The 23894-nt window shown below is 61.3% G+C and carries 21 protein-coding genes; 14 read left to right on the forward strand and 7 right to left on the reverse strand.

The window, feature by feature from the left end; all coding sequences use genetic code 11:
* Positions 1 to 17 precede the first annotated feature (17 nt).
* Entirely contained in the window at positions 18 to 290 is a 273-nt protein-coding gene (locus PYV00_RS23760; RefSeq protein WP_275230817.1) for a hypothetical protein, read from the forward strand.
* Positions 291 to 537: 247 nt separating this feature from the next.
* Here the strand turns inward: PYV00_RS23760 and PYV00_RS23765 are convergent, their stop codons facing one another.
* The 3 genes from PYV00_RS23765 to PYV00_RS23775 form a co-directional block, all read right to left on the reverse strand.
* The gene (locus tag PYV00_RS23765; RefSeq protein ID WP_275230819.1) at positions 538 to 711 is read right to left on the reverse strand and encodes a hypothetical protein; all 174 of its coding nucleotides are present in this window, start codon (positions 709 to 711) and stop codon (positions 538 to 540) included.
* Positions 712 to 727: 16 nt separating this feature from the next.
* Positions 728 to 1009 (reverse strand): hypothetical protein, encoded by a 282-nt coding sequence (locus PYV00_RS23770; RefSeq protein WP_275230820.1) that lies wholly within the window; start codon positions 1007 to 1009, stop codon positions 728 to 730.
* 103 nt (positions 1010 to 1112) lie between these two features.
* Positions 1113 to 1532 (reverse strand): MarR family winged helix-turn-helix transcriptional regulator, encoded by a 420-nt coding sequence (locus PYV00_RS23775; RefSeq protein WP_275230821.1) that lies wholly within the window; start codon positions 1530 to 1532, stop codon positions 1113 to 1115.
* 72 nt (positions 1533 to 1604) lie between these two features.
* On the opposite strand from PYV00_RS23775, the gene PYV00_RS23780 reads away from it, so the two are divergent.
* The gene (locus PYV00_RS23780; protein WP_275230822.1) at positions 1605 to 3413 is read left to right on the forward strand and encodes a chloride channel protein; all 1809 of its coding nucleotides are present in this window, start codon (positions 1605 to 1607) and stop codon (positions 3411 to 3413) included.
* On the opposite strand, the gene PYV00_RS23785 is transcribed toward PYV00_RS23780, so the two are convergent.
* Positions 3410 to 4279, reverse strand: a complete 870-nt coding sequence (locus PYV00_RS23785) for a DUF7146 domain-containing protein (protein WP_275230823.1) — start codon at positions 4277 to 4279, stop codon at positions 3410 to 3412. The genes PYV00_RS23780 and PYV00_RS23785 overlap by 4 nt on opposite strands.
* 513 nt (positions 4280 to 4792) lie before the next feature.
* On the opposite strand from PYV00_RS23785, the gene PYV00_RS23790 reads away from it, so the two are divergent.
* The 3 genes from PYV00_RS23790 (at position 4793) to PYV00_RS23800 (ending at position 8255) form a co-directional block, all read left to right on the forward strand.
* Positions 4793 to 5989, forward strand: a complete 1197-nt coding sequence (locus tag PYV00_RS23790; RefSeq protein WP_275230824.1) for an AAA family ATPase — start codon at positions 4793 to 4795, stop codon at positions 5987 to 5989.
* On the forward strand, positions 5986 to 7065 hold the full coding sequence (locus tag PYV00_RS23795) for a ParB/RepB/Spo0J family partition protein (protein ID WP_275230825.1): 1080 nt from the start codon (positions 5986 to 5988) through the stop codon (positions 7063 to 7065). The genes PYV00_RS23790 and PYV00_RS23795 overlap by 4 nt, the downstream gene beginning before the upstream one ends.
* A gap of 80 nt (positions 7066 to 7145) precedes the next feature.
* Positions 7146 to 8255 carry a replication initiator protein A gene (locus tag PYV00_RS23800; RefSeq protein WP_275230848.1) on the forward strand — a complete coding sequence of 370 codons (1110 nt, stop codon included), beginning with the start codon at positions 7146 to 7148 and terminating at the stop codon, positions 8253 to 8255.
* Between the two features lie 1808 nt (positions 8256 to 10063).
* Here PYV00_RS23800 and PYV00_RS23805 read toward each other — a convergent pair.
* Entirely contained in the window at positions 10064 to 11086 is a 1023-nt protein-coding gene (locus PYV00_RS23805; RefSeq protein ID WP_275230826.1) for a hypothetical protein, read from the reverse strand.
* A gap of 412 nt (positions 11087 to 11498) precedes the next feature.
* On the opposite strand from PYV00_RS23805, the gene PYV00_RS23810 reads away from it, so the two are divergent.
* Positions 11499 to 12389 (forward strand): recombinase family protein, encoded by an 891-nt coding sequence (locus PYV00_RS23810; RefSeq protein ID WP_275230827.1) that lies wholly within the window; start codon positions 11499 to 11501, stop codon positions 12387 to 12389.
* Positions 12390 to 12719: 330 nt separating this feature from the next.
* Positions 12720 to 13034, forward strand: coding sequence for a DMT family transporter (locus PYV00_RS23820; RefSeq protein ID WP_275230828.1), 315 nt, complete (start codon positions 12720 to 12722; stop codon positions 13032 to 13034).
* A gap of 86 nt (positions 13035 to 13120) precedes the next feature.
* On the opposite strand, the gene PYV00_RS23825 is transcribed toward PYV00_RS23820, so the two are convergent.
* The gene (locus PYV00_RS23825) at positions 13121 to 13417 is read right to left on the reverse strand and encodes a hypothetical protein (protein ID WP_275230829.1); all 297 of its coding nucleotides are present in this window, start codon (positions 13415 to 13417) and stop codon (positions 13121 to 13123) included.
* A 29-nt stretch (positions 13418 to 13446) separates the two neighbouring features.
* Here PYV00_RS23825 and PYV00_RS23830 point away from each other — a divergent pair, with 29 nt between their 5' ends.
* The 7 genes from PYV00_RS23830 to PYV00_RS23860 are packed head-to-tail and all read left to right on the forward strand — an operon-like array spanning position 13447 to position 21572.
* The gene (locus tag PYV00_RS23830; RefSeq protein ID WP_275230830.1) at positions 13447 to 13656 is read left to right on the forward strand and encodes a hypothetical protein; all 210 of its coding nucleotides are present in this window, start codon (positions 13447 to 13449) and stop codon (positions 13654 to 13656) included.
* The gene (locus PYV00_RS23835) at positions 13653 to 14573 is read left to right on the forward strand and encodes a dihydrodipicolinate synthase family protein (protein WP_275230831.1); all 921 of its coding nucleotides are present in this window, start codon (positions 13653 to 13655) and stop codon (positions 14571 to 14573) included. The genes PYV00_RS23830 and PYV00_RS23835 overlap by 4 nt, the downstream gene beginning before the upstream one ends.
* A complete protein-coding gene (locus PYV00_RS23840) occupies positions 14570 to 15319 on the forward strand; it encodes a glutamine amidotransferase (RefSeq protein WP_275230832.1) in 750 nt (249 codons plus the stop codon). The genes PYV00_RS23835 and PYV00_RS23840 overlap by 4 nt, the downstream gene beginning before the upstream one ends.
* Positions 15320 to 15328: 9 nt before the next feature.
* Positions 15329 to 16501 (forward strand): cysteine desulfurase family protein, encoded by a 1173-nt coding sequence (locus PYV00_RS23845; RefSeq protein WP_275230833.1) that lies wholly within the window; start codon positions 15329 to 15331, stop codon positions 16499 to 16501.
* A gap of 9 nt (positions 16502 to 16510) precedes the next feature.
* Entirely contained in the window at positions 16511 to 17434 is a 924-nt protein-coding gene (locus PYV00_RS23850) for a DUF4007 family protein (RefSeq protein WP_275230834.1), read from the forward strand.
* Positions 17431 to 20736, forward strand: a complete 3306-nt coding sequence (locus PYV00_RS23855) for a hypothetical protein (RefSeq protein WP_275230835.1) — start codon at positions 17431 to 17433, stop codon at positions 20734 to 20736. Before PYV00_RS23850 ends, PYV00_RS23855 begins: the two co-directional genes overlap by 4 nt.
* Positions 20733 to 21572, forward strand: coding sequence for a phosphoadenosine phosphosulfate reductase family protein (locus PYV00_RS23860; protein WP_275230837.1), 840 nt, complete (start codon positions 20733 to 20735; stop codon positions 21570 to 21572). The genes PYV00_RS23855 and PYV00_RS23860 overlap by 4 nt, the downstream gene beginning before the upstream one ends.
* Positions 21573 to 21606: 34 nt before the next feature.
* Here PYV00_RS23860 and PYV00_RS23865 read toward each other — a convergent pair whose 3' ends face one another.
* Positions 21607 to 23847: a GmrSD restriction endonuclease domain-containing protein gene (locus PYV00_RS23865; RefSeq protein WP_275230838.1), complete on the reverse strand. Its 2241-nt coding sequence runs from the start codon at positions 23845 to 23847 to the stop codon at positions 21607 to 21609.
* Positions 23848 to 23894 lie beyond the last annotated feature (47 nt).

Genomic DNA, 23894 nt, shown 5'->3' on the forward strand with positions numbered 1-23894 from the left:
TATAATGGAGATATCATATGAACGATATACGCCGAAAGGAGCAGGCCAGAAAAGAGTTCAAACGAATGATCAAGTGGATCGCATTTCTCGGATTGCTTATGGTTATCGGATCCCTGCTTTATATTCGGGCAATGGGGGCGTGGAGCACGCACGCTGTAATTGCGACTGTTTTGGGTGTCTTTATTTCAGTGTTGCTAGGGTGCGGGTTATTCGCGCTGGCATTCTTTAGCGACAAGAGCGGGCACGACGATGACGTCAGTAGCAGCACCTCGAAGCATGACGACGCTTAAGGGCCTAGCTGGAATAGGCTTTGTTGCCCGATAGGCGTTCCACAGAGGTTCTATCTACCCGTGGAAAGGTTTTGGTTTCGGCGATATCGAGCAGCAGTGTCAGCGAGCGGGCGGGGCCTTCGTTCCGGACCACCAAGAACCTATCCCCCTGCCCTAAGCTTTCGAGCGTCCGCCCGAAGCTGGCCGCCGTTAGGTCAATTCTGCATGTCGGGGGACAAAGCCCGCAGCCAGGCTTTCATCCGCTGTGTCACCGCAGAGCGGCAAGTGCGATCCGCACGATGTGACGGCGCAAGGGGGCATCGATCACCTGACCTGGATAGATCTCGCGCTGCACCCGTTTGGCTACGCGCCGGATCTCGTCCGGGCTCGGAGCGCGCGCCTCGCCGATGCAGCCGATGATGACAGGATAGAGATAGGCCACTTTTGCACTCCCTTGATTATGGCCGAGATAGATGATGGTCCTGCCGCCAGGCACGGCCGACCGGCCACATCACGGCCGCGGCCAGAACGACGATGACCAGCGTCATGCTGAGGAACTCGCTTGCCGCGATAGTACCGCGGCATGTGAGCAGCAGCACCGTCACGCCGAGAGGAACGCCCCATTCAGGGTGACGGGCCAGCTTCAGGCCGTTCCAGCACAGCCAGCAAAACAGTGCGGCCGCCAGGATGCTCCCCACGACGAGGCCGAGAGCCTGAGCGATGATTGAGAATAGGATCATGGCAGCATCCTCGCCAATCCGAGTCCCGCATTGCCAATATATGTCGTATTACGATATATACAAGTGCACCTGTTCCCAGCGAGTCCGGTCGGATGGCGCGGAACTAGCCCTCCAGTTGCTTGAAGATGGCGGACATCAGGGGCTTGAGCCGCTGGATCTCGTCCCGATGCGCGCCGGATAACTCGCTCAGGACCTGATACGCGCGGTCTGTCAGGTGCAGGTGCGCCCGGCGGCGATCGTGCTCGGCCGCCTGGCGCGTGACGAGGCCAAGTGCTTCGAGCCGATCGACCAGCCCCGTGGCGCTGTGAGGCTTGAGGATGAGCCGCTCGGCAACATAGCCGACTGTGGCTTCGGATGCGCCGGCCGCACGGATGGCCAGAAGCGCCTGATGCTGTTGCGGGGTCAAACCGACTTCGGTGGCGCAGGTTTCGCTGAAAGCCTGAAAACGCCGGATGGCGTGACGGAAATCGGCGAGCGCGAGATAGTCGGCATCCGTCAATGGTCGGTCAGTCTTTTTCACCATCGCGTCCGCCGCATAAATATCGTAACGCGATATAATGACTTCGAGCCAACCGCAAAGAGATCCAGCCCGCCTATGCCGCCTACTCCAGCCCACGCCATCGAAAGCCATCGCCTTGCCGACCATAATGTAGATTTGAGAATGCCTCTCCTGGCGGCGATGGCGCTGGTCGTGGGTACAGGCGGCGCGGCCGGAGCATGGATTCTCGTAAAGCTCATCGCCATCGCCACCAACCTCTTCTGGTTCGGCCGGCTGTCCGCACAGAACGTCCTCATCACCGACGCTTCGGTAGGATTTCTGGTGATAGTCATACCGGTCATCGGCAGCCTCATCGTCGGCCTGATGGCGCGCTTCGGATCCGAGAAGATCCGGGGTCATGGCATTCCGGAGGCTATAGAGACGATCCTGTTCGGGGAAAGTCGCCTGTCGCTCAAGGTTGCTTTGCTCAAGCCGCTGTCCTCGGCGGTATCGATCGGCAGCGGCGGCCCCTTTGGGGCAGAGGGGCCGATCATCATGACCGGCGGCGCCATCGGCTCCTTGTTCGCGCAGTGCTTTCACCTCAGCGCCGCGGAACGCAAAACCCTTCTCGTCGCCGGCGCCGCCGCCGGCATGACGGCGATATTCGGGACCCCGCTCGCCGCTATTCTGCTCGCCGTCGAGGTTCTCCTGTTCGAATGGAAACCGCGCAGTTTCGTGCCGGTTGTCGTGGCGGCGATGGTCGCCTTTGCCTGGCGCCCCTACCTCATCGGGACCGGTCCCATGTTCCCGATGGCCGCGATCATGCCGGTGACGGGCACGGCCCTGCTCGCCTCCGCGGCTATCGGCCTGGTCGTCGGTCTGGAAGCGACGCTGCTGTCGACCCTGCTCTACCGGGTCGAGGACGCGTTCCACAAGCTTCCCCTCCATTGGATGTGGTGGCCGGCTCTCGGAGCGGTCGTCGTCGGGCTCGGCGGCCTGATCGACGCGCATGTACTCGGCGCGGGCTATGCCAGCATCGAGGCGCTTCTGAACGGCGCATTGGCGCTCAGGGTCGTGGTTGCCCTTCTCGTCGTCAAGGCGGTGGTATGGCTGGTCGCGCTGGGTTCGGGCACATCGGGGGGTGTCCTGGCGCCGCTTCTTATCCTGGGCGGCGCGGCGGGGTTCCTGTTGGGCCAGTTCCTGCCCGGCGACGCCGGCTTCTGGGCGATGGTCGGGATGGCCGGGATCATGAGCGGAGCCATGCGCGCGCCGATGACCGGTGCGATCTTTGCCGCCGAGCTAACCGGACATTTTCAGGCCCTGCCCTGCACCATCGTTGCCGCAGCCGGCGCCTATGCCATCAGTGTCCTGCTGATGCGCCGGTCGATCCTCACCGAAAAGATCGCCCGGCGCGGACGCCATGTCCTGCAGGAATATGCCGTCGACGCGCTCGATCTGCTTCAGGCCGGCCAGATCATGACCCCCTCCCCCGAAACGCTGCCCGGCACGATGACCGTTGGCGAGGCGGTATCCTTTTTCACGAACGATGCCGGCCACCGCAGCTATCCTGTGGTCGATGACGAGGGTCGTCTGTTGGGACTGGTGTCGCGCACCGAGGCGCTGCGCTGGCGGGCCGACCGGAGCAACGCCGACACAACGCTCAGCGATGCGATCTCCGATGCGGCTCAGCCGCTGGCCTATCCCGATACGCCGTCGGGGGCCGTTGCGGACCTCATCATCGCTACCGGAATAGGACGGATCCCGATTGTCGAACGCCACACGCACCGGGTCGTCGGTATTCTCTCGCGGCAAGACCTCCTGAAGGTGCGCGGAGCCAATCGGGAGGCTGAGACAGATCGGATGCGCTTCGTGCGATTTGCCACCGACGATCCGGGTGGACGATCGCCGCAGACCCGGCGGCGCTAAACGCTTGGCGGCTTGTGGTCAGCCCCGGCGCCGATTGCGGCCTCGAGGGCTTCGGCCCAGTCCTTGTGTCCAGCAGGCGCCTCGCGTGCGATCGTCAGGCCGGGCCGGGAATAGCGCGCTGTCGCACGGTCCGCAGCCCGCTCCCCTTCGGCATCATTGTCCACGGCGAGAATGAGCGACGTGAGGCCTGGCGGCAGGAGAATCTGGTCGAGACGCTTGGCGCCCAGGCTCGCCCAGCACGGAAGTTCGCGGAGCATTGTGAAAGCACGCGCCGTCTCGAAGCCTTCGGCCAGCGCGAGGATGCCCCTTCCCTGCCCGCCTCCTCGCCAGGCACCTCTGGCTGGCCGGCCAAGCATGAGCTTCATGCGATAGCGCGCCGTCGAAGGATCCAGAAAGATGCGCTGGACTGCTGTGAGACGAAGGCCTTCGCGAACCGCGACCAGCAAGGCGGGATGATAGGTGGTCCAGGGTTTCGGCCGATAGGGGCAGCGCGGATGAAATCGCAGATCCTCAGTGATCGGCCAGAGATGCCTGATCGCGAGATAACGTTCGGCCAACGTGCCCTCCACGGGAAGTCCCTCATCCCATAGACGTGTCGCGTTGCCGGTCTGGCCTCCCTCGCGGTCCGTGTAAGCGAACCGGCCCCGGCTCGGCACGCGTTGCAGCTCTCGCAAAATGTCCTCGCGGTCGCATCCAGCGAAGCAGGTAACGAGGATACCCCGGTTGCCCTGGCGAATGGATAGGCTGGGCGTACGGTCGGCATGCACGGGGCACAGGCACATGGCGGTCCGTCCGTGCCAGGTTCCGCCGAGTGAACCGACGAGATCGACGAGGTCCTGGGAAGGCTTGAGTACGACGAGGGCCATGGCATGTTCCTTTCGCCGCCCGCCCTCCCCCCTTGCCTTTATGCTTGCGGACGCCTCCTTCTGATTCCGCTGGGGCCTTCTGGTTGAGTTGTTGGGGGGACATCCGTGCCTGGAGCCAATGAACAGTCCCGGATGACATCGATTCGCCGAGAGTTTAGATCTGGGCTCGGATACCCTCGGCGTATCGATTATCAGCGAGGCGATTCGCGCCGCGATGAATTGGCGCCGCCTCTACCTTCCCGGTTGAACAGAAATTGCGGATAACGTCTCCCGCATACTGGTGCGTTTGCCCGACTCGTCTTGATTTTTGGCTGGGCTTGTAGGTGAATTGCCACTGTACGGAACGGTCCGGGACTCGGTGCCGGCGAGGACATCTGTCCTTGAGTGCGACGGGTTCGGTCACCCCATTTGACTAACCAAGCGCCTTTTGGCATAGCTGTCCGGGATTAGGGGCCATTATGCGGCATTTTTCACGAACCATGGCCGGTTTGGGTTCATAAAGGGGACATGCCCATGCTGTCGGGTCAAATTCTCGATGCGATGATTACCTCGTGCGAGAATGCCAAGACTGTCCTGCGGCAGGCCGCCATCGATCCCTCCGATCGCAAAACACTGAACATTTCCATGGGCGCGACCGTCGCTGCAGAATTTCTCGGCCGGACGCCCGAGGCGCTTTCCAAGGCCGAGGCCCGGGGCCGCCTCCCCGCCCCCAAAACGGCTGCCAACGGGCGCCGGTTCTACACGGTCGAAGACCTGATCGCGATTCGCGAGACTCTCGGCATCAAGATGGGCAAATTGCCGTCGGAACGCGCCGTCGTCGTGGCTGTACAGAATTTCAAGGGCGGCGTCAGTAAATCGACGACCGGCAAGCATCTGGCCGACTATCTCGCCTTGCGCGGATACCGGGTTCTGGTGGTCGATTGCGATCCCCAGGCATCGATGAGCGTCATGTTCGACGTCAATCTCGAAGCATTGGTGGATGAGACGCATACGCTCTCGAACTTCCTGTCGCCGCGTATCGATGAGGCTGATTCGCTGCGCAAGACGATCCAGAAGACCGCCTGGCCCAACATCGACATCTGTCCCGCCAACCTCGGTCTGCAGGATACCGAGTGGGAACTCACCGCAACGATCGAGGAAGGCCCGACGGCGATTGCCGGGGCGTTCCGCATGTTGCGGATCGGGCTCGAGGAAATCCGGTACGACTATGACGTCGTGATCCTCGATCCTCCCCCGGCGATGGGCTTTCTGGGCGTGAACACCCTGACGGCGGCCGACGGGTTGCTGATCCCCGTTCCGGCCCGGCAGCTCGACTATCTCTCGACGATCCATTTCATGCAGACCTGCCGGGAAGCCATGGAACTCGTCTCGAAGTTCGATACTTCGATCGACTACGGCTTCATTCGCGTCGTCTGCACCATGTTCCAGCCCAGCCGGACCAATGAGGCGCAGATGCTCCAGGTCATGGAGAAGACCTACGCCGGCCAGATGCTATCGACGCCGATCCTCCTGTCCGAAGAGATCAAGAATGCCGGCCTGTCGATGTCGTCGATCTACGAGATCAACAAGCCCTATGGGTCTCACCAGACCTACACGCGGTGCCGCGACAACCTGAACATGGTGTTTCGCGAGATCGAAAAGGATATCTGCAAGCAGTGGCCATCGCGGTTGGCGCAGGTCGGCACCGATAGACTGACGGAGGCGGCATGAGCAGCGCGGGGGGCAAGCGCCGCAGCCTATTGGCGAACGCCATCGAGAGCATCGGCACGACCCCTGCCCCCGCTCCCCTGTCCGGCGCGGTGGATACCGAGGTGCTGGTCGATCGCGAAAAGCCTGCCGAGGAACCAGCGACGCCCTCTTTCCTGGAGCGCCGTGGTATCGCGTTCGATGAGATCGCGCGGACCGTCAAGCGCCCGACGATCCGCCTCAAGCCCTCGGAATGCTCCATTTGGCCGGGCAATGCCCGCGACCATGAGGCACTGAGCTATGAACGCTGTGCCTCGCTCATCGAATCCATCCGGGAGGAAGGCACCAACCGCGAACCGGTCGTGGTGCGGCGAACGCCGAATGCCGAGAATCCTTATGAGCTGATCGTCGGCACACGCCGGCATTTCTCGGTTTCGTGGCTGCATTCCAACAATCATAGCGAGATCGAACTCGTAGCCCGCATCGAAACCCTCGACGACGAGGGCGCGTTCAGGCTCGCCGATCTGGAAAATCGCGAGCGCGAGGACGTCACCGATCTCGAACGGGCGCGCAATTACCGGCACGCCGTGGACGCCTATTACAACGGGGTCCGCACACAAATGGCCGAACGCCTCGCGATCCCCAAACAGAATCTCCACAATCTGCTGCAGCTGGCGGAACTGCCCGACGAAGTCGTCGCGGCTTTTGCCGAGCCCGGAGACCTCAAGGTCCGGCACGGCATGCGGCTATCCCCCTTGCTGAAGAACGAGCAGCACCGTGACGCTATCGTCTCGGCCGCCCTGGCGCTCCATGCAGAGCAGCAAGCGCTCAAGGACGCCGGCAGCGACAAGATCGAGGGCATCAAGGTCTGCGAACGCCTGGCCGCGGCCGCAACGTCCCCTGCGACGTCGAGGAAGCCTCTCGCCCGAGCAAAGCCGGCACTGACGGCGGCCTCCGGCAAGGAGATCGGCCAGGTCATCGCCGATACCCGGGCCAAGGGTATTACCATCAACATCAATCCCAAGGGCGCTGCCTCGGTCGACGAGATCCTCGAAGCGCTACGCCCCGCGATTGAGGGTGCGAAGTTCAGCCGGAATTGAATGGAAACTTACAATACGCCTTTATTTTCAATTAGTTAGCTATCGGTAAAATGCGTTTTACCGGCGGCGCGGGACACGAAATGCAACAGGATCACCGCGAAGACGGTCAGGTCGACCTCTTCCTCCCTCAGCTGACCGCGCTTCCTCTCCGGGACCAGCGCGAGACGATGGAGCGGCCCTTTTTCTCGCTGTCCAAGCGCAAGCGGCTCAAGCCGATCGACTATGTCAGTCCCGATCGCAAGATAACCGTCCACGTCTCCGCCAACTCCGAATATGGCCTCGCAACGATCTACGATCTGGATATCCTGATCTACTGCGCGTCGGTCCTGATCGAGCACAAGCGGCGCGGCACCAACGACATCCCTCAGACGCTGCACGTCGTTCCATACGATATGCTCAAGACGCTCAAGCGCGAGGTTGGCGGACGCGCCTACGATCTCCTGGGAAATGCGCTCGACCGCCTGCAATCGACCACGGTGAAGACGAATATCCGATCGGGTGATGCAGTTGAAACGACCTTTTCCTGGATCGACAGCCATAGCCAGCTCAAGGATCGAGCCGGCAATGTGCGCGGGATGCGGATCACCCTCGCCAAGTGGTTCTACGAAGGCGTCCTGATGGAAGGCGGCGTCCTTGCCATCGACCCGGCCTATTTCTCGCTGACGGGCGGCCGCGAACGCTGGCTGTACCGGGTGGCACGCAAGCATGCGGGCGGAGCAGGCAATGATGGCTTCGCCATTTCAATGCCTACGCTCTTCGAAAAATCCGGAGCGGAAGGCGACTACCGCCGCTTCAAATTCGAGATGACCAAGATTGCCAGGGAGAACGATCTTCCGGGCTATTCACTGGATATCGAACTGCGTGACGACGCCGAGCCGCTGCTGCGCATGACCCGGCGCGATCGCGGATCATCGGATGAAGGCAAGCCCTCCCCTGCCCTCCCCGCGGCTCCTGCAGCCAAGGAAAAGACCCCTGACGAGCCGCTGATCGCGTTCCCCTCGAGCGGCCATATCTCGCACTCGGCATTCGGCGCGATTGCTCGAGCCAATCTGCCGAGCCCACAAAGGGATCATGGCCTCGTCGGTGACGATTTCCGCAGCTTCCTGCGCCAACGTGAAATCGCGTTCGACGCGAAGAATATCACCCAAATATTCGCGACGTTCTGCTCGAAGCAGCGCCCCGCGAGCTGATCGCGCCACGCGCACATCTTCCCCCCGGGAATACTCTGCGGGGGCGTTGCCTGGCCGTAGCCGCAGTGCCAAGCAACTTAGCCCAGCCAAACGTCCCGCCCCAAGTTGTCCGTTCCTGAAGTACCGCGTTCGATGTGCGGATCCCGACCTGCGGCTCTCTTCGTCCTATGCCGAAGCTGCTGAGACGGCATATTCCGCGTTCCTCAAGCAGATTAGTCGGCAAACCACCGATCTGCACGGTCCATCAGATCTCCCGATCGAATGAGAGGTGCGCGCGGACGCACCCCCCACGGTATTTGAGGAACGCCCAACCGGAAGGTCTGCGTTCAGGGGGCTGGCCGGGCTCATACGCGCGTGACGAGCGATATCAGGGCGGAAGAAGGGCAATGGACGGAGGGCAGGGGAGGGGAGAGCCAGCTCGCCGCCTCCTGGGCGAAGGCTGCCGTTCCTGAAATACCGTGTCAGGTTGGCGGGCCGGCGAAGTCGGGATCGCCCGGAGAACTTGGCATGAGGTTGAGCGCCGATCCGGGCCCCGTTCTCAATGTACCGTCTGCACCGATCGCAATCGCCCGCAGACCCACGGAAATTGCAGTCCTTCGGCGACCGGTTCCCCGCTTTCGTCGGCGGAAAGCTCATGAATTTGCGGTTCCGCGATGCTGCGCGCGAGAGCCGTTCCTAAAGGACCGTTGCCGAGTCTCGGAGGAATCCGAACGGCGGCGCCAGTCAGTTCCTCGTTCCTTTTAAGCGCGACGCAGGCCGGTCGATCTCCGAGGGTATCAGCATCGCGCAAAATGGTCTAAATAGGCTGAAAAGCACGGAAACCCGCCGGATTGGAGCGAGTAAAACGCGTTTTACCACATTGGGAGGGACAGCCCGAAAGCAAGGGAGAGCACGGTATTTCAGGAACACGGCACGGTACATAAGGAACCGAATCACGGTTCATCGGGAACGGCTGTCAGGGTATTTCAGGAACGCCGGAACGGTATAATGGGAACGGGCTCGATCACCCGACTCGTGATGAATCCGCGAGTCGCAAATGCATGATCCACAGCCTAACTTTTTATCCTATTCTCTAAAGAGATTAACGCCGCCTGCGGCGCTTCCTCTCTTTGAAGAATTTTAGAGTGAAAGAAGGACGGAATCATATGTCGCTCGGTTCCCGAACCCAATCCGGTCCTCGCTGAACTCGTTTCACGGTGCCATCACGGACGCCGACTCGCATACCGCAACCGGTTGCATCTCAGGATAACCGCCCGCCGACGGCCGCGAGCCGATCAGGGCCCGGCATGCCAGCAATTGCTTCCAAGGTTAGCCCACAATCCGGCCACAACGACCCAAAACAGGAGAACAAAGCGCGAAATACCTCAGAATGCCCCGCAGAGGCGTTCTGAGCGCCATATCCGGCTCGGATAGCCTACGGCACCCAGAAGCTTCGGAATCGGGCTGTATGGGCTTCCTGGAGGCGTGCTTTTCCGAGTCGGGATCGCGCCGAACGCAACATTTTCAACGCGTTCGAGGTCGCAGAGAGCTCGTCAGGCTCCAACTTTGGTCCCACGGTCCGCTGATGGCAGTGCTCAAGTCTCGAAGACTTGTACGAACGATGGCCGCCGACCAATCGCTTCCATCCCGGCATTGACTGCCACGAACGTAACAGCAAGGCTACATGAGTACCAAGGGGGGAACAGGGCTGCCCGCCCGCCGCTGGCCCCGATCAACCACTGCTTGACCTCATGTGCGAGCTTTACGGCAACGGCTTGAATGTCAAACTTCCGTCCGGGGGCAAAAGGGCGCCGCAGGTGGGCTGCAGGTCAGTCGTTCCCGGAGACGCGCCGAAGAAGGTCGTCGATCGCGGACATCTCCTCATCGAACGCATCGAAGACCGCCACGAGACCGCCGGTCGCGGGGAGGGGAGGGGGCTCCGCTTTCGGACGCCCTCGCTTGGGCGCCGCATAGCCGAAGTCGACCGCCAGGTCTGACGCCAGGAACAGCCGCCACGTCCGCCGCTGAGTAATCTCGACCAGGAGACCGGTCGCAGCTGTTCGCTCGAGCAGTTTGCTGGCACCGGCGATGCTCATACCGAGCGTTTCGGATACCGACTGCGGAGACAGTAGCGGCCTGTGACAGCTCAGCGCGACCAGCGAGGGCAGGGCGCCCGGACGGTACTCGTCGGAGATCGCACGTTGCGCGGCGCGGTAGAGCCGTTCGAGTTGATCGAGGCGCGAGAAGCCCTTTAAGGCCGATGCTTCCAGCGACCGCACCGTCGACAGCCAATCGGTAACGTCAGGCCGACGCTTCAGGCGAAGCGCCTTGGACCCGCCGCCAAGGCAGGGCAAGGCACTCGCCGAGAGGCGCTGGTCGCGGAGCGCGAAGGGAAGGCCGAGCCAGGGTGTGATCGTTCCATCGATCCTAGCGTGCTGGCGCACGCGATCGAGAGCGCGAACGAGGGGAGGGTGGTCCGCCGCGCCAGGCGGCTCAGCGATCGACATGGGAAGCGCATCGCGCCACGCCAGCAAGTCCTTGGCTTGCAGTGCTGCGCGCCAGGGACCGAAGCGCTCATATTGATCGAGGTTCGTCGCACGCAGCGAGCGGCCGGGGATCCGAAGGCTGCAGCCCCAGGAAAATACATCGATCTCGTCAACTTCGACGCCCTGGAGTTGGAGCGCCCGCGCATAGCCGCTCCATGCGGCCCGCAGCGCCCAGGCAGATGCGACCGGACTTACGGAAATCCGGGCATCGAGCCGGGCGATCGCGGCTGTGCAGGATGTGATAGCCGCCACCATGACCGGCGTGTATTCGGGACCGAAGCGGTCGGGTGATGGCCTCTCGCCCATGCCATTTTCTTAACTGAAAGACATTCTCAGTCAACTTGGTTGGTACGGGATGCTGGGATGCGTAGATTCTGTCGCCCCTGCTTCATGAAAGTGCTCTCGATCGCGGGGCAATTGAGCCGTTGGTGCGCCAGCGGATCGAGCATCGATGACGGCAGCGCCGCGGCGCGCAAACGGCGTCCAGCTCCGTGGACTGGGTCGAAGCGATCAAAAATTCGGCTGATTTCCCTCATTCCTGGCTCAAAGGGGCTGGTTGGGCGCGAGGGCGGTTGAGGCCTCCTTCGCACTGTCCTCATGGCAGCGCGTTCCGCCGGCCCTGCGGCCAAGGCGGCGATCGGGGCTGGTCAATCCCTCACCGGGATTATATCACATGGGAACAACCGTTCGGATGATCCCATTATATGCGATGTGACAAATGGCGATAATCGGCTACGCCCGTGTCTCGACCGACGAGCAGGACACCGCGGCCCAGCTCAGCGCCTTGCGCGCCGAGGGCTGCACGCTGGTCGTCGAGGACAAGGCGAGCGGTGGCAGCCGTGATCGGCCGAACCTGGCGCGGGCGCTCGAACGGGTGGGCCCGGGGGATACGCTGCTGGTCGTTCGGATCGACCGTCTGGCCCGATCGCTTTCGCATCTGCTCGAGATCGTCGAAACCTTGAGGGGGAAGGGGGCCTACTTCCGCTCGATCAACGATCCGATCGACACGTCGAGCGCTCAGGGCATGTTGATGACCCAGATGCTCGGCGCGTTCGCCGAGTTCGAAAGAGCGCTGATCCGCGAGCGGACGAGGGCGGGGCTCAAGGCGGCGGTCGCGCGCGGCGCCAGACCGGGCAATCCCAAGATGCGCGCCCGCGACCCGGTTGCGATCTCCGAAATTCGCCGCAGCCTCAAGCTGCGCCATCTTCACGAGCTCGTCGATGGTCGCCAGCGATGGCTCCCGACAGTGACAAGATTGCGACCACATCTCCCCTGGGCGCTGGTCCTGAGACAAATACGCGCCATCACGCCGCCGGTGCGCTCGTTCAGCGAACGAACGCTCGTGAAAGCGTGCCGGACGCTGGTCCGGGCAGGATATGCCGATGCATCGATCCTCGAACCCGCACCCCGCCTGCCACCTGATACGCGGGTCGCACGGCTTGTCGCGGATCGTCTGAAGACACATCCCGATTCTTCATTGCGGGAGATCGCCTCCTGGCTGACGCGCGATCTGCGTGAGCCGACGCCGCGGGGGGGGCTGGCATGGTCGGCGGAGGGTGTGCGGCGGGTGATCGGGCAGGCTCAGAAGCTTCAACTGCTCGAGGCATGAACAGTCGCGATCTGGGCCCGCGCTGCCGAACCGGCCGTCGTCTTGCACGTCTCGGGCGCCGCCTCAAGGTTTGTGCGCCAAACAGCAATTTGTCGGACATAGTATGAACATTGGCCATGCGACGAGTTTGAGGCGAGCCATCGGATCGTTGAGGGGACAGAACTCATCTCGGGAAAGCAGGTTTGCCCATTACCAGAGATAATCACCCGTCAAGCTGATGTGTGCCCAGCCCATGGGGGGGGGGAAGATGGGCAAGGAGCGTATCATCGAAGGGGGCACCAGATGCCTGTAGTTGCGGAGCGGCCCTGTCCATATAGATGGTGTTCCAATATGGCTTGGGTTTATTTGCTCGTCGCGGGATTGCTCGAAGTCGTCTGGGCTTACACCATGAAGCTGTCGGACGGATTCACGCGCCTGACCTACTCGTCGATCACGATCATCGCCATGATCGCCAGCTTCGGGTTGCTGTCCTTCGCCTTGCGATCCCTTCCGCTCGGCACGGCCTATACGATCTGGACCGGGATTGGTGCCGTCGGTGCTTTCGTCGTCGGAATCCTTGTGCTGGGCGAGGTTGCCAGTCCGATGCGTATTCTTGCGGCCGTCTTGATCGTCAGCGGCCTGGTGCTCATGAAGCTAGCATCGTGAGACGTTCTGACGATCGAGCTGGACCAGTTTAGGTCCGTTGACGGATTGGCGGGTGTCGTTGAGTGGCCTGGCTTCGGGAAGCGACGTCAGGCTCGCACCCTGGCAACAGCTTTCGCAAGCAGTTCCACTCCGCCTCTGATCTGCTGCGGTTCGAGCGCCGAATACCCCATGAGCAAGCCGACATAGTCGGGAAGGCTGCTGGTCGTGCCGGAATGATAGAGCGGCGAAACCGGATGGATGCCGATTCCTTCTCGTTTGGCCTCTGTCAACAGAGCATCCTCGCTGGATCGCCCGATTCCCCTGAGCCATGCGACGATATGCAGCCCGGCATCCGCCCCTTCAATCGATACGTTATCGCCAAAGTGATGATGAAGGGCGCTCATCAGCGTTGCCCGCCGCTCAGCATTCCCGATTGCCGATCCGGCCCTGCGGCACGGGCGATCTGTTCACGGCACTATTGGTTGCCCGGCTCTGCGAGGGCAAGGATTTGGCCCAGGCTGCAGAAGAGGCGACGGCTGAGATATTCGCCGTTCTGGAACGGACCCGTGCTGAAGCCTGCGGGGAACTGCGGATCATCGGCTTCCCCTTCGCAACCACCTCAAACCGCGAGAGCCTGAAATGACCTTGCCAACGGGCCTTGCAGCCTATCCGATCACGCCCGCCGATGCTTCCGGCAATGTCGACTTCACCGCGGTTCGCCGCCTGGTGGCCCGGCTTGTCGATGCAAAGGTGGATGCCATCGGCCTGCTCGGCAGCACCGGCGCCTATATGTATCTGTCGCCGGAGGAACGGCAGCAGGCATTGGAAGCCGCGCTCGATGAAATAGGGGGTCGTGTTCCTGTGCTGGTGGGCGTGGGCGCGCTTCGGACCGATGATGCGGTGCGCCTTGCCCAACATGCCAAGGCGGCGGGCGCCAGCGTGGGCTTGCTTTCGCCCGTTTCCTACACGCCGCTCAGCGATGATGAGGTCTTCGAGCATTTCTCGGCCGTAGCTGGGGAAAGCGGTCTTCCTATCTGCATTTATGACAATTCTGGCACGACGCATTTTCGGTTCACGCCAGAGCTGATCGACCGTCTCGCCAAGGTGTCCGGGATCGTCGGCGTCAAGAATCCCGGTTGGGCGGCCGACGACGCTGCGGGACATCTTGCCGAACAGCGCGCGCTAGCTTCAAAAGGCTTCTCGATCGGGTGCAGCACTGACTGGACCGCTGCGGCGACGATGATCGCCGGGGCCGATCTTTGGCATAGCGTGCTGGCTGGCATCCTTCCCGATATTTGCCTGAAGCTGGTTCGCGCGGCCCAACGGGGCGAAGCTGACGAAACGCACTGCCTCGACAGGATGCTGGCCCCGTTCTGGCATCTGTTTGAGCAGCATTCGAGTTTGCGCGTTTCCTACACGATCGCTGGGCTTCTCGGTCTGACCAGCGCCGAACCGCCGCGCCCGATACTCCCTCTGTCCCAGGGCGTGAAGAGACAGGTCGCGGACGCGCTCGCCTGCCTTCAACGCGAAAGTGCCGCAACAGGAGTAGGAACCCTATGACCGGAACGGTCCGCGCCATCCGGCATGTCGATTTTGAAACCCTCGGCACCTTCGAGCCGGCGATTGCCGAAGCCGGATATTGCATCGAATATGTCGATGTTGCTGCGGGCGGTCTCGCCCGCCTGGATCCGCTGGAATCTGATTTGCTTGTCGTGCTCGGCGGTCCGATTGGCGTCTATGAGACCGATGCCTATCCGTTCCTCAACACCGAATGTAACATGGTCAAGGCCAGACTGGACGCGGGCCTGCCCGTTCTCGGTATTTGCCTGGGTGCCCAAATCATTGCCGCCGCGCTCGGTGCAAAGGTTGCTGCCACTGGCGTCAAGGAGATAGGATTCGCACCTGTCGCGCTCACCGATGCCGGAACAAAAGGGCCGCTGCACCATCTGGCGGACATGCCGGTGCTTCACTGGCATGGCGATGCTTTCGACCTGCCTGACGGCGCTGAACTGCTCGCCACCACCCCGGTCGCGAACCAAGCCTTTGCCATCGGGCCTCATGTCCTCGCGCTGCAATTTCATCTCGAAGCCGACACCACGCACGATCTCGAAGCGTGGTTGATCGGCCACGCGGCTGAGCTTGCCGGGGCCGGAATAGAACGATTTGCCGGACATAGTGTGAACATTGGCTATGCGACGAGTTTGAGGCGGGCCATGGGATCGTTGAGGGGGCGGAACTCAACTGGGGAAAGCAGGTTTGCTCGTTGGGCCAATTTCCCGGTTTCGACGCAGAACATTCTGCGTTAGGAACAAGCCATGAACGCCAATCCCATCTACCTTGATGGCTTTGCCACATTGCCTCTTGCTCCCGAGGCGCGGGCAGCAATGCTCGCTGTGTGGGATATGCCGGGCAATGCCGGCTCGCCCAACCTATCGGGAGAACGTGCTGCCGGTGTTATTGCGGAGGGGCGCGCTGCCGTGGCGGGTCTGATCGGGGCCGCTCCGGGCGAGATCGTCTTTACCTCCGGTGCTACCGAGGCGAACAATCTCGCTGTAATGGGCGTGGCAGCGACACTTGCTGACTTGGAGCCGACCCGTCGGCGGGTCGTGATCTCTACAATAGAGCATAAGGCTGTGATTGAGCCCGCCCAGCGATTGAAGGAGCGGGGCTTCATCATAGAACGCGCGCCAGTCGATCGAGACGGTAGACTTGATCTTGAAGCGTTCAGGCAACTCATGGACGATAGCGTCCTAGTGGCGTCAGTGATGCTCGTGAACAACGAAACCGGCGTGATTCAGCCGATCCAGGAAGCTGCAGAGATTGCTCACGCATGTGGCGCGCTCTTTCACTGTGATGCAGCCCAGGGTGGAGGCAAGGTTGCGATCGATGTTCTCGAGCTTGATGTCGATTATCTCAGCTTGTCTGCTCACAAATGCTACGGGCCTATGGGTATCGGTGCGCTCTACATCTCGGCGGCGGCGCCGAAACCCGAACCTCTATTCTTCGGGGGCGGGCAGCAGGCGGGGGTCCGGCCGGGAACCGAACCAGCTGCACTCATCGCCGGCTTCGGAGCGGCCGCCACAGTAGCCCGTGCGCGCCTGACCGATGATCAAGATCACGGCTCAGCTCTCCTATCCAGACTGCTCAGGGGTCTTCGTGATCGGCAAATCCGCCTCGTTCCGGTCAGCCGGGAAGCTCTTACGGTGCCCGGTGGTGCAGCGATCAGCCTTGCCGGGATCGATGCAGATGCCGTTTGCTCGATCGTGGCGGGAAGTGTCTCGTTATCCACCGGCTCGGCATGCACCGCCGGTCAGATAAAGTCATCTCATGTACTTGAAGCCATTGGACTTTCTGATTTAGAAGCGCGATCTGTCATTCGCATCTTTTGCAATCGTTACACGACAGCTGTGGAGATCGATGCGGCAATCGACGCGATTGCGGATGGTATCGAGCGTTCTCACCTTGCTACTGGAGAGGTTCACCAGTAGATTTCCCTCATGACGAGGGATGGCTTGAAACTTGATTCGAAGGTGCAGTTTGCGGGGCATGAAACATTTCCCCTGCGCCTCCTGTGGCTGAAGAAAGCTTATGATGCGGTGGGAGCGGAGGCCCCCATTGGAACATTCCAGGAACATGATGCTATCGCCCGTTTTGGCGTCGGGCGCAACATGGCCGTTTCGATGCGTTATTGGGCGACCGCATCGGGCTTTTTCGAGGAGGCCGATCGCATCATCCGACCGACAGTGCTCGGTCATGCCATTCTCGCCGATGATGGTCTCGACCCATTTCTGGAGCAAGCGGCGACGATTTGGCTCGTGCATTGGCATATTGCGAGTTCGCAGGGGAGGGCCACGACCACCTACTACGCCTTCAATGTGCTGAACGCGATTGAGTTCGATCCGGCCACGCTTCTCGACGAGCTGTTCGGTGTGGTCAGCGTCCGGGGGTGGCGAGCGACACGCGGCACATTGAAGCGCGACATAGAGGTTTTCCTGCGCAGCTATGTGAGGAGGGGCGAGACTTTCAGTGAGGATGCTGCGGAACCCCTTCTGGCGGAACTCGCGCTCATCCGCGAAGCCCGCCTGGGCGGCTGGTACGAATTCGTCCGCGGTCCCAAGCCGACACTCCATGATGCCGTGTTCGCCTACGCCCTTGGCAGCTTCTGGGAGCGGAGCGGCGGTGCGACGACGATGACGGCGGAACAGATCTGCTATTCGCCCGGCTCGCCCGGCCGGGTATTCAAGCTCGACGAGGACAGCGTCATCACGCGCCTCATGCGCATCGATGACGTGACCGAGGGCGCGTGGCAGTGGGTCGATACGGCCGGTTTGCGCCAGATCCAGCGAAAATATGAGGTCGATACGACGGCCTTGATCCCCGCCGCCTATCCGAGGCGCGGATCGTGGAGGAGCGCGGCATGACCCTCCTGTCATCCAAAGTCGCGATCGATCGAAGGTTCGCACGCTCTGCTCGCTTGGACGCCGATCTCAACGGTACGCCGCCGCTCGTTGGTTATGTGCTGCAGGCAACGGTGGCCAAAGCACTGACTCTGCTCGCAGAAAGTCAGATCGAAAGCCATCAGGGTGCTTTTACCTGGACTGGACCCTATGGCGGGGGGAAATCCAGCGCTGCCCTGTTGTTGGCGAACCTCGTGGCTGGGGCACGCGCCAATCGCAAGATCGCCAGGGATCTGGCGGGCCCTGCACTGGCCGAATTGTATGCGAAGGCCTTTCCTAAGAGCGTGGGGGACTGGAAGGTTGTTGCGGTCACTGGTGGCCGAGTTCGATTGCGCGACGCGATCGCCGATGCCGCTGCGAGCACCTTCGAATGGGGTGAGACGGCACGAGAAAAATTCGGAGCCAGTGACGACGCTTTGATCGGCGCGCTGGCACCTACAGGAAAGGCGGCAGGCGGAACGCTTCTCATCCTCGATGAGCTTGGCAAGATGCTGGAGCACGAGGCCCTTGAGGGCGGGGACGTACATCTGCTTCAGGACATCGCGGAACGGGCTTCCCGCAGCGATGGTCGCCTCATCGTGATCGGGATCCTCCACCAGTCATTCGAGCAATATGCCGCTCGTGCGGCGCGTGATGCGCGCCAGGAGTGGGCGAAGGTCCAAGGTCGCTATCAAGATATCGCCTTTCTCAGCGGCGCGGACGAAACTGTAGCCTTGCTCGGGCGGGCGATCGCAAGCGACCCACCATCGACGGCACAGGCCGAGGCAGCGGAAGTTGCGGAAGCGATTGCAAAGCGGCGGCCGACCGAGGTCCCGGCGCTTGCCAGGGCTCTGGCGGAAACATGGCCTTTAAACCCGGTGACCGCGCTGTTGCTCGGTCCGGTGTCGCGCGCGCGCTTCGCTCAGAATGAGCGCAGCGTCTTCGGGTTTTTGAGCTCGGCCGAGCCGGCGGGGTTTCAGCAGTTCCTCTCAGCGACCGAAATCGGTGGCGGCACCTACGACCCCTCGATGCTGTGGGACTATCTCTCAGCAAATTTCGGGATGGCGCTTGCGAGCGGACCGGACGGCAGCCGTTTCAGCCTAGCCTTTGAGGCAATCGAGCGTGCGGGCGCTAAGGGAGGGGCCAATCATGTCGCGCTTACGAAGGCTGCTGCCGTCATCGAGTTTTTCCGGAACGGCTCCGGCTTGGCGCTGGCAGATGACATTCTCGCCTCTGCCCTGCCAAGCATTCCTCACGAGGCTCGGACTGCGGCGATCAAAGACTTGCTGGATTGGGCGGTCCTCATTCGTCAACCGCGCCTCGGAGGCTATGCGCTGTTCGCCGGGAGCGACTTCGATCTCGAAGACGCCATCGGGCACGCGATTGCGCCCGTCGGAAATCAACAGCTCGAAGAAATCCCGCAGCGGGTTGGCTTCGGCTTTGCAACGGCGAAGCGCCACTACTTTCTGACGGGTGCGCTGCGGACGTTCGAGATTGCCCTGCAGATCGTCGGCGCCGACGACACCGCAGAGCAACTTGCCTCTTCCCTTGTCAATCGGCCGGCGCGTGGGAGTGGGCTCCTCGTCCTGACGCTGTCCGACGGATCGTTGCAGCCGTCAGACGTCGATGCGCTCGCGAAATCCACCGCCAAGAAATTGAAAGGCGCGGGAAGAATTATCGCGATCGGGGCTGCAGCGGACAGCTTTGCGCTTCGTTCGACGGCCGCCGAACTGTTGGCCGTTGAGAGGGTCATTCGCGATCATCCACAACTTGAGGGCGATCGCATCGCACGGCGAGAGATAGCTGCGCGGCAGTCGCTGTGCATCGACCAGCTTCATCGAACGCTCGAAGCAGCCTTGGAGACGGCGCGTTGGTTTCTCGCACCGTCTCCCAACAAGGGTGTGCGCGAACCGCTGGCGGTGGTTGCGAGCGTGCTTGCCGACGCGGGCTATCCTTCCGCTCCGATCCTCAAGAGCGAACTGCTCCAGCGCGACAAACCATCGTCGAACGCAATGGCCGCGCTACGTGACCTGGCGCATGCGATGGTGAACCGCTTTGCCGAGGCGGATCTTGGCATCACCGGCTATCCGGCCGAACTCGGCCTGTATCTGACGACGCTGAAGCCATTTGGTCTTCATCATCAGGTGGCGTCGGGCGCTTTCGCCTTTGGCGAGCCCGATGAAAGCGACGAGGGACGTTCACTCCAACCGGCATGGGATTTGCTCGACGCGCATGGTGCCGACGGGCTGGATGCGGTGTTCAAGCAATGGGCTCTGCCGCCCTTCGGGTTGAAAGCGGGGGTCATGCCGGTGTTGGCGCTCGCCTACATGCTGGCCCGCCGTGACAGCGTCGCCGTCTATATCGACGGTGTCTATCAGACTGCGATCGATGACGTCGTTGTCGACAAGCTGCTGCAAAAGCCCGGTAGTTTCCGCCTGCGACGCATCGATCGTTCGATACGGGAGACTGCGTTCCTGAGCGGGTTGGCTGAGCGCCTCGTAACGGAGGCGAGTGAGGGTTCGCTTCCTGTCGCGGCGGCGCTGTTCCAGCGTTTCGAGGCCCTGTCCGCCTTCGCAAAGCGAACGCATCGGTTGAACGACGACGCGCGCACCGTGCGGGGTGTGGTCGTGAAGGCTGAAGATCCTGAAGCGCTTCTCTTCGATGCTTTGCCCGAGGCGTTCGGTGAAAGACTGACACCAGATCTCGTTTATGAGGGGCTTCTGGCGTGCGAGGCCGCTTATCCCGACCTACTTGGCGAATTGCGCCAGGCGCTCGCTCGCGCGCTGGGCGTTGAGGTCAAATCCTTCAGCGGGATTTCTGAGCGCGTCGCTTCCGTCAAGGGCCTTACCAATGACTATGCGTTTGATGCTTTCGCGGACAGAGCCGCGGCGATCGAGCAAGGGACGGGCGACCTTGAGAGCCTGGTGAGCGTTCTTCTGCACCGACCGGCGCGGAGTTGGTCGGATCGTGACCGCGAGGAGGCGCTGACGGAGATCGCTCGGTTTGGGCGGCGTTTCAGGGAGCTTGAGGCGCTCGCGGTCGTGCGGGATCGCCAATCCCATACGGAAGCCTTGGCCTTGGTTGTCGGGCTCGATCCCAAGACTCCCCCGCTGCTGCGTAGTTTCGTCCTGAACGACAAGGAGAAGAAGGCAGCGGCCAGCCTGGCGGACCGTGTCGTCGCCGATCTTCGTGCTGACGACAAAACAGGTCGACTTCGGCTTGCTGCTCTGGCTCGCGCTGTCGCGATGCTGGCGGCTGAAACAGACGACGAAGTGGAAGCCGCATGAACCAGGAGCGCCATATTCTGGGCCTTTCGGGCGGCCGGGACAGCGCCGCTCTTGCCATTTATATGCGTCAGCATCGGTCAGATCTGCCGATCGAATATTTCTTTACCGATACCGGCAAGGAGCTGCCCGAGGTCTACAAGTTCCTCGATAAACTGGAAGGCTTCCTCGGTCGCCCGATTGAGCGGCTGAATCCCGATCGTGATTTCGATTTCTGGCTTGAGGAATATGGCAATTTCCTCCCGTCGCCGCGGACGCGGTGGTGTACCCGGCAGCTCAAGCTGCGCCCTTTGGAACATTGGTTACGTGATGATCTGGATGGGGGCACCATCGTCCATTCCTACGTTGCGATCCGCGCGGACGAACCAAGCCGTGAGGGCTATCAGGCGACCCATCCGAACATGAGAGTGCATCTCCCCCTGAGAGAGGCGGGCATCGATCGGCCGGGAGTTCTCGAGATCCTTGACCAGGCCGACGTTGGCGAGCCCGAATATTATCAGTGGCGGTCGCGATCGGGTTGCACCTTCTGCTTCTTCCAGCAGAAGATCGAATGGGTTCGCCTTTTTGAGGAGCACCCCGATCGCTTCGCCGAGGCCGTCGACTATGAGAAAACTGCGCTCCGCGACGGGTCACCCTTCACGTGGAGTCAAGGCGAGAGCCTGATGGAGCTCATCGAACCGGCACGGGTCGAGCAGATAAAGAGCGACTATCAGAAGCGACGCGAGCGCCTGTTGCGCAATCGCCGAGTGAACCCTCTGTCGGCTAACACCGCTACGACCGTCGATGATATTTATGGCATCGACGAAGGGTCCAGCAGCTGCGTGATCTGTCACAAATAATGTACTGCGAAAAATCCGGATCGTGATCCTCTGCTTATCGCCGGCCTCTGCGACGCGCGAGGGGGCGAGGTCGAACTGAAGAAATCCAAGGGTAAATGGTATCCCAGGCTAGCTCGGCGAGGCGAGTAGAGCGACGGCCGATGAAAGCTGTGTCCCAAGGGCCCGCAAATGTGCTGATTGCCTGGCACATGGGAAGCACCTTTGCCTCCTCCACGAGTTCAGCCGCGCGGTTGCCGGGGTTGAAACCGATCGCTCGACCGTCCGCGAGCGCCTGTCTGGCCGCCGCTAAACGATCTGCGCCGAACATACGATAAAGGATTCGTTTTTCGGCCCAACCGCGATCGGCCAAGATGTTATTCTCAAGCTGGGGAAGTAGCACGAAGTTACCCAGGCGCTGGATTGTTCGGCTGTCATCATAGACGTCCTCGGGCCAGCCGACACCGTGGGCGGCATTCGGTGCGACGTGTTCAACAGTGAGCATATCGTCGTCGATCCAATGGTCGCGTGTCAGCAGCGGGTTGGACCCGCGTCGGCCCTTTTCGATTAGTCCTGTGTGACCTTCAGGCACAGCGTCGTGAGACGCGGCAATCAGCAGAAATCGGGTGATGTTCTGGCCAACCTTATAGATTGGCGCTTGACCGGCCTCTCGAACCCAGCTTGCCCGTGTGATGCCTTCTTCAACAAGCCGTGCGGCAAGAGCTGCCTTGAGGTTCGTCAGTGATACGTCGACGCCGGCTTGTCGCTTCATCGCGGGAAATCCGCCAATTCCGCGTAGCATGAGATCTCGATAGACGCTGTCGATGTTCGCAGTTCCGCCCTTTGCGGCCCGCCAGATCATTGAGAAAGCCGTGATGGCCTTCACCGCTCCAAATAGATCTTCGGCCGTTTGTGCGCGTTCGTTCGCTGCCGCAGCCTCGTAAGCAGCGAAAAAGCGAGACAGTGGAGCGAGCACGATCTCATGGCGGATTGATCGCAATGCCTCGAGGCAGAACGCCGCATTGTCATCCGAGTATATATCGCCGGGTATCAGCGCGGCTGAAATCCGGGCGCTGCGGGGGCGCCAGGCTGAACCCACAAATGTTGCTGTCGTTGCAAGATTCTTGACGAACGCACGCTTGGCTGGTCGCGTTGCAGCCGCATCAAACTGGTCGCGCAGATACCGGCGCTGCTGGCTCAGATGCTTCTCGAGCTTTCGGCCGCTTTCAGCCAGCGCGAATGGGATGAGCAGCGTGCTTGTAGCGGATAACCGTTCTTCCGCTTTTCTAAAGCGGTCGAGATAGTCCTGAACCCGGTCTATGGCCTCCTTGGTGGGCGACGCCGGATAGCCTGCTGCTCCTTCGAACTCGATTACGCGCGGCTTGAAAGTCTCAAACGCAGTTAGCGGCTGACCCGTTGTGTTGAGTGCCTCGAACATGTCGAACGCGTAGTCCTCCTTGGAAGCGTCAATCACGGTCGCAGCGAGCCGAAAGTTCACGTAACGAGCCAAAGCAAGCAAGCGGACGACTTGCTGGCACTCGTCAAAAAAATCGTCGTCCGCATCCTTGTTCTCAAGGAATTCGAGGACCGGTGCCGTAAGCGGGTTGGGCCAAAGTTCCGCAACTACGTGGCCGTCTGCTCTGACGATGTCTTCGATCGCAGGAATGCTGAGCGTTTCGTGCTCATCCTTGGCCAGCTGATTGATCTGCTCCCGAAGACTCTCGATTGCAGCCAATAGAGCTTCGTGCCCGGCGATCGGATCGCCGTGAGCATCTAGGCCATCGTACTCGAACTCTTCGGCAATATCACCATCGTCCGGGCCATAGCGAAATTCGATATACGACCAGACAAATCGCGCGATGGGAGATGTGTAGTTCGCATGGGCGGCTGTACGAGCCCAGGTGTCTTCAAGAGCGCGGACGACACGGGGATACAAGCGGTACAGTTCTTGCGATCCGCGCCCTTGGAACTGAAACGTCTTCGATAGCTCGTCCAGAAAATCTCTGGCTTCCTCCCTCAAACTAGCGACGCCTGGGTCGTCACTGTCCTCCAATGCGCCGACAAGCCTTGCGAGGGCATCGTGGAAGAGAACATTCAGCACCATGATGGTGCAAATCCGCTGCTGACCATCGATGATGGTAATCACCCGTCGGGGAAGTTCCCGATCGAGCGGCGGCGGCGCGATTTCACGAGCGACGCCCTGAACGGATATGATTGAGCCGAGAAAACGGACGGAGGACGGGTCGGTTACGAGGCGTTCAAGTCCAAGAGTTGCGTCTTCCGTAAGCGGTGTTCTCAACCCACGGCAGTCCAAGGCATGAGATCCCCGACGCCATTTGCTGGGTG

Source organism: Novosphingobium album (ex Liu et al. 2023) (assembly GCF_029076845.1).
In the GTDB taxonomy this organism is placed as follows: Bacteria; Pseudomonadota; Alphaproteobacteria; order Sphingomonadales; family Sphingomonadaceae; genus Novosphingobium.

Bases quoted from the DNA above. Each gene is read 5' to 3' on its own strand.
- PYV00_RS23760 (WP_275230817.1), top strand. From the start codon at position 18: ATGAACGATATACGCCGAAAGGAGCAGGCCAGAAAAGAGTTCAAACGA.
- PYV00_RS23770 (WP_275230820.1), bottom strand. From the start codon at position 1,009: ATGATCCTATTCTCAATCATCGCTCAGGCTCTCGGCCTCGTCGTGGGG.
- PYV00_RS23775 (WP_275230821.1), bottom strand. From the start codon at position 1,532: ATGGTGAAAAAGACTGACCGACCATTGACGGATGCCGACTATCTCGCG.
- PYV00_RS23780 (WP_275230822.1), top strand. From the start codon at position 1,605: ATGCCGCCTACTCCAGCCCACGCCATCGAAAGCCATCGCCTTGCCGAC.
- PYV00_RS23785 (WP_275230823.1), bottom strand. From the start codon at position 4,279: ATGGCCCTCGTCGTACTCAAGCCTTCCCAGGACCTCGTCGATCTCGTC.
- PYV00_RS23790 (WP_275230824.1), top strand. From the start codon at position 4,793: ATGCTGTCGGGTCAAATTCTCGATGCGATGATTACCTCGTGCGAGAAT.
- PYV00_RS23795 (WP_275230825.1), top strand. From the start codon at position 5,986: ATGAGCAGCGCGGGGGGCAAGCGCCGCAGCCTATTGGCGAACGCCATC.
- PYV00_RS23800 (WP_275230848.1), top strand. From the start codon at position 7,146: ATGCAACAGGATCACCGCGAAGACGGTCAGGTCGACCTCTTCCTCCCT.
- PYV00_RS23805 (WP_275230826.1), bottom strand. From the start codon at position 11,086: ATGGGCGAGAGGCCATCACCCGACCGCTTCGGTCCCGAATACACGCCG.
- PYV00_RS23810 (WP_275230827.1), top strand. From the start codon at position 11,499: ATGGCGATAATCGGCTACGCCCGTGTCTCGACCGACGAGCAGGACACC.
- PYV00_RS23820 (WP_275230828.1), top strand. From the start codon at position 12,720: ATGGCTTGGGTTTATTTGCTCGTCGCGGGATTGCTCGAAGTCGTCTGG.
- PYV00_RS23825 (WP_275230829.1), bottom strand. From the start codon at position 13,417: ATGAGCGCCCTTCATCATCACTTTGGCGATAACGTATCGATTGAAGGG.
- PYV00_RS23835 (WP_275230831.1), top strand. From the start codon at position 13,653: ATGACCTTGCCAACGGGCCTTGCAGCCTATCCGATCACGCCCGCCGAT.
- PYV00_RS23840 (WP_275230832.1), top strand. From the start codon at position 14,570: ATGACCGGAACGGTCCGCGCCATCCGGCATGTCGATTTTGAAACCCTC.
- PYV00_RS23845 (WP_275230833.1), top strand. From the start codon at position 15,329: ATGAACGCCAATCCCATCTACCTTGATGGCTTTGCCACATTGCCTCTT.
- PYV00_RS23850 (WP_275230834.1), top strand. From the start codon at position 16,511: ATGACGAGGGATGGCTTGAAACTTGATTCGAAGGTGCAGTTTGCGGGG.
- PYV00_RS23855 (WP_275230835.1), top strand. From the start codon at position 17,431: ATGACCCTCCTGTCATCCAAAGTCGCGATCGATCGAAGGTTCGCACGC.
- PYV00_RS23860 (WP_275230837.1), top strand. From the start codon at position 20,733: ATGAACCAGGAGCGCCATATTCTGGGCCTTTCGGGCGGCCGGGACAGC.